This is a genomic window from Bifidobacterium pseudolongum subsp. globosum, from assembly GCF_000741295.1.
GTDB classification, from domain to species: domain Bacteria; phylum Actinomycetota; class Actinomycetes; order Actinomycetales; family Bifidobacteriaceae; genus Bifidobacterium; species Bifidobacterium globosum.
The window spans coordinates 1-5,006 of the sequence record NZ_JGZG01000019.1 but is presented as its reverse complement, the minus strand read 5'-3'; the positions used below and the strand labels follow the sequence as shown (position 1 = coordinate 5,006).

Here is a 5,006-nt window from a genome sequence, read left to right as displayed (position 1 = left end):
GCTGGCCAAGCATGGCACGATCAGCGCGAGGTACGGAACGGCAAGTTCAATGGCGGGTCGCATCTGACGCGTCAGGACATGGCGATCTTCCTGTACCGGTATGCGAAGCTGGCTGGTGTGAAGGGTGCGGCGTCGTTCGCGCCTTCGGCTGCGGATTATGCGCGGTTCAAGGATGTGAACAAGGGCACGTTCGCGGCCAAGGAGATCCTGTGGTTGGCGAAGTCGGGTATTTCGTTGGGTAATCCGGACGGAACGTTCGGGTTCGGCGCGAAGATGGAGCGCAAGGCGATGGCCGCGTTCCTGTACCGCCTCGACAAACTCATCTAACCCAGCCAGGTGTTTCACCCAAACCACACGAAACACTGAGATCTAAGGGTGACTCTGGAAGACGTCTTTCAGGGTCACCCTTTAGATTGTGCACATGTCTGTAATCCGGCTGAATTGAATGGTCGAAAAGGCATCAAGTGTCTAGCAGCAAAAGCAACCGCCTGTAATGCGAACGTTTTCGGTATGGAATGCGCTTGTTGCCCTTGTGCAAGTATTTGGCTATACTAGACGCAATGCGAACGGTGTCACAATGATTGTGTCGGCTGGCAGGATTTGTTCGCCGGTGGAATAGTTACTGTTTCCTTCGGTGTGGCAGATTTCGCATGGCTTTGCGGCTCTGGTGACGTGAAGCAAGCACAAGGAAAGAAAGAACCTTATCTAGAGAAGAAAAGGAGACAGTGGCATGGCACCTCTGTCTGAAGAGCACGGGGCTTCCCCCGTCTCGGATAAGCGCCCATCGAGGCGCGGGTTCCTGAAAAAGACGATCGCCGGCTTTGCGGCTGCAGCGACGCTCGCTGGCGGTATGGTGGTTGGTTCCACCACGGCCGTTGCAGCGGATCATGTGGGCCCAACAACAAGTTATGACCGCACGCTTGGCAACGCGCAATTCGAAGCGGCACGCAAGCAGTACGGCCTCGCCCGAGAGATGAGCTACGGCTCCATCCTGCATGCATGGATGTGGTCGTTCAATACGATCAAGCAGAAGATGCCGGAGATTGCGGCCGCTGGTTATACGTCCATCCAGACCGCGCCGATTAGTGAGATTAAGGGGCCGGTCAACGGCATGCAGTTCGACGAGAACTGGTATTACGTTTATCAGCCAACTGGTACGAAGATCGGCAACAAGGTCGTGGGTACTGAAGATGACCTCAAGGCGATGACTGCTGAGGCGCACAAGTACGGTATCCGTGTGATTGTCGACGGCGTCATCAACCACTTCAGTTCCGATTGGAACGCCATCGATTCTGACTGGCGATCTGAAAACAACTTCCATCAGGCGTGGGGCATCTGCGACAAGCAGGAGAACACGAGTCACAATGGTGACCGCATTGATTATAGCAATCGTTGGAAGGTCACGCAGTGCCATCTGCTTGGCCTCTGGGATTTGAACACCCAGAACCAGACTGTTGCGGATCGCATGCACGATTATCTCACACGTGCTGTGGAGGATGGCGTGGATGGCTTCCGTTATGACGCCGCGAAGCACATCGAGCTCCCGGATGAGTTCGATACGCATTCACCGTATTTCGACACCATCCTGTCGAACGGTGCGCAGTATCAGTACGGCGAGGTGCTACAGGGCGATTCCGGCCTGAACGCCGCGGCATATCCGGCCCTCTTCGACAAGTACTCGAGCAACGGCGGTGGCAACACCGGTTCAAAGTACGGTGGTGCCGTGCGTGCCGCAATCAATTCGGGAAGCATGAACGCTCAGTCGCTGCGCAATCTGCAGGGTGACGGCGTGCGCGACAACCAGCTTGTCACTTGGGTCGAATCGCATGATAACTATGCGAACAAGGAAGTCGACACGGAAATCGGCAAGGTGGGCGTCTCGACGCGCATTTCGGCCGACAAGATCCGCAAGGGCTGGGCGATCATCGCATCTCGTGCCGGTGGTGCGCCGTTGTTCTTCAACCGTCCGGTCGGTTCCGGTGGTACGAACAACAACCAGTTCGCCGAGCGCACGACGCTTGGCATGGCCGGCGATGACGAATGGAAGCATCCCGAGGTCACCTGGGTCAACAAGTTCCGCAATGCGATGGAGGGTTCGCCCGAGAATATGCAGAACTGCCAGGGCGACAACTCCTGCCTGATGATCGAGCGAGGCATCGGTGACGGTTCACCGGACAACAATGGTGTCGTCGTGGTCAACTCCGGTGGTGACAAGGACCTCAACGGCATCTCGACGACGCTCGATGACGGCCAGTACAAGGACCAGGTCAACGGTGGCCAGATCACCGTCTCCGGTGGCAAGATCACGTCCGGCCGCGCTCCGGGCGGCAAGGTCGCGGTGTTCTGGAACAACAAGGGTGGTACGACGATCGATGCCGAGACAATCAGCGCCGCGCCGATCAACACGACCTTCACCGGTTCCGGCATCGAGGTCACCGTGCGCGCGCAGAATGCAACGAACCTCAAGTGGGCGACCTCCGACGGCAAGTCCGGCACCTTCGTCTCCGGCGACAAGATCACCGTCGGCGCCAATGCCGAAGTCGGCGATGTCATCACGCTGACGCTCACCGGCAAGGGCACCGGTGCGACCGGCAAGGATCTCAAGGTCGAATACACCTATGAGAAGGTCGAACGCAGCCAGCAGCAGCTCGCCAAGTACTATTCGACGAATACGGCCGGACAGAAGAAAAAGAAGACGATTTCTGTCGATGGCTCCGCCAGCGATTGGGACAGCTCCATGCTCATCGCGCAGGGTACCGCGAATGATGATCCCCGCGTCTACCGTCCAAATTCGATGTATGAGATGCCCATCGATCTGTATGCCCTCTATGGCACCTATGACGATGACAATCTCTATTTGATGTGGGAGATGACCAACGTTCAGGATGTCGTCGATCGCGGTGACGACTTCCCGCTCAATCGCCCGGTCCATACCGAAAAGGGACCTGCCGCATGGATTGCGCTTGACACCGGACGCTCCGATAACCGCGTCGGCAAGAACGCCAATCTGCAGACCGGGGGCACCATCTGGGATTCGCGCATCTCATGGGAGCAGAATGTCAACAATGTCATCGGGCTTGCCTTGAAGAAGGGCGAGAATGGTCCCTGGATGTACAGCGGCGATGAGACCGGTCTGAACGCGAACGCAATCTATGGTCCAGGTGCTGCTCCTGCCGTAGGCACGCAGAAGACCAAGATGCAGTATGCGGCCGGAACGGGTCTGCTCAGCAACGAAGTCTGGGGTCTTGATGGAGCTTGGGGTTCCCAGAACGGCCGTGTGCCGGGTGATGTGAAGAACGACAACGGCAACTGGGTCAACTTCAAGTCCAAGGGACACAATCCGGGTGCCCAGGATTCGATCTGCGAGCTGGCGATTCCGCTTGAGGAGCTCGGCATCACAGCGGCCGACGTCGAGAAGACCGGCGTCGGTGTGCAGATTGTCGCCACCTATGGCCTGTCGGGCATGGACTCGCTGCCGTACGACCTTGCTGCGAACGACAACGCCGACCTTCCGGATACGCAGTCGCAGGAGAACAACTCCTACGAGAAGTCCGATGACGACTCGTACTCTGCTCCACTCGCGCGCATCGGCGCTGCCGGTGGTCCGGTCATCACGATTCCGGTCGAATCGGTGACGATCAACGAAGGCGACTCGATGTCGATCGATCTCGGCACTTCGCGCACCGCGAAGCTGAGCGCGACGGTCGCCCCATCGAACGCGTCGAACAAGAAAGTCACGTGGAGCTCGTCCAACGAGCAGATTGCGACCGTCGACTCGAAGGGCAACGTCAAGGCGAACAAAGCCGGTACGGTGACCATCACGGCGAAGGCCGGCGACAAGACCTCGACGATCACGATCACCGTGACCGGCGAGCTCAACCTCCCGACAACGACGACCGTCTATTATCCGGCTGCGAAGTTCGGTGCGAGCTCGACGTATCTGCATTACCGTGTCAACAAGGGTGGCACTGCGGGCACGTGGACGACCGTCCCGGGCGTCAAGATGGAGGCGGCCTGCGACGGCTACGTCAAGTACACCGTTGACAACACGGACCAGGATGAAGTCGAATTCGTCTTCAACAACGGCTCCGGCCAGTGGGACAACAACGGCGAAGCCAACTACAAGGGCACCGGCGAGTCGCTGCTCGTCAAGGACGGTCAGCTCACTGTCGACAATCCTCCGTGCACGGTGATTGTTCCGGTGCAGTCGGTGTCGATTTCTGGTACTGGTGTGTCGGGTGGCAAGGCGACGATCAATGTCGGTGCCGGCCTGAACCTGAACGCGACCATCTCCCCGTCGAACGCGACCGATCAAAACATTGAGTGGAGCACATCGAACGCTGCAATCGCCACCGTCGCCGACGGCAGGGTGCGCGGTGTTGCAGCTGGCACCACTACTATCAAGGCTGTGGCAGGTGGCAAGGAGGCGACGGTCATCGTGACCGTCGTCGGCGGAACCACACAACCACTGCAATCCATTGCGATTGTCGGCACTGGTGTGGCGAACAACAAGCTCACGCTTGCGCAGAACAAGACGGTGCAGTTGTCTGTGAAGGCTACTCCGGCGAATGCGTCGCTTGGTGTGGTGTATTGGTCGTCGTCGGATTCGTCGGTGGCCACGGTGGACGGCAATGGCAAGGTCACGGCCAAGGGCGAGGGCATCACGGCGATCACGGTGACGGCTTCGGGCAAGTCGGCTGCGATTGTCCTGACTGTTACGAAGAATGGTGGGTCGTCTGATCGGTTCTCTGATGTGCCGGCTGGTGTGCCGTTCCATGATGAGATCGAGTGGTTGGCTGCCAATGGCATCTCGACCGGGTATGTGGATGGCCGTTTCGGGTACAACGACAAGTTGACGCGTGCGGACATGGCGATCTTCCTGTATCGTACGGCGAAGCTGCATGGTGTGGGTTCGGCGTCCTCGTATGCGCCGTCGGCTGCGGAGTACGCGAAGTTCTCGGATGTCAAGCAGGGCACGCATGGGGCCAAGGAGATCCTGTGGCTGG

General features: G+C 58.5%; 2 protein-coding genes. Both read left to right on the top strand.

Annotated elements, in window-relative coordinates; genetic code table 11:
* Nucleotides 1–327 (top strand): S-layer homology domain-containing protein (locus tag BPSG_RS07955; RefSeq protein WP_034879194.1); only part of this gene is annotated, 327 nt, incomplete at its 5' end.
* A 403-nt stretch (nucleotides 328–730) separates the two neighbouring features.
* A partial coding sequence (locus BPSG_RS08365) for an Ig-like domain-containing protein (protein WP_155271910.1) occupies nucleotides 731–5,006 on the top strand: 4,276 nt, incomplete at its 3' end.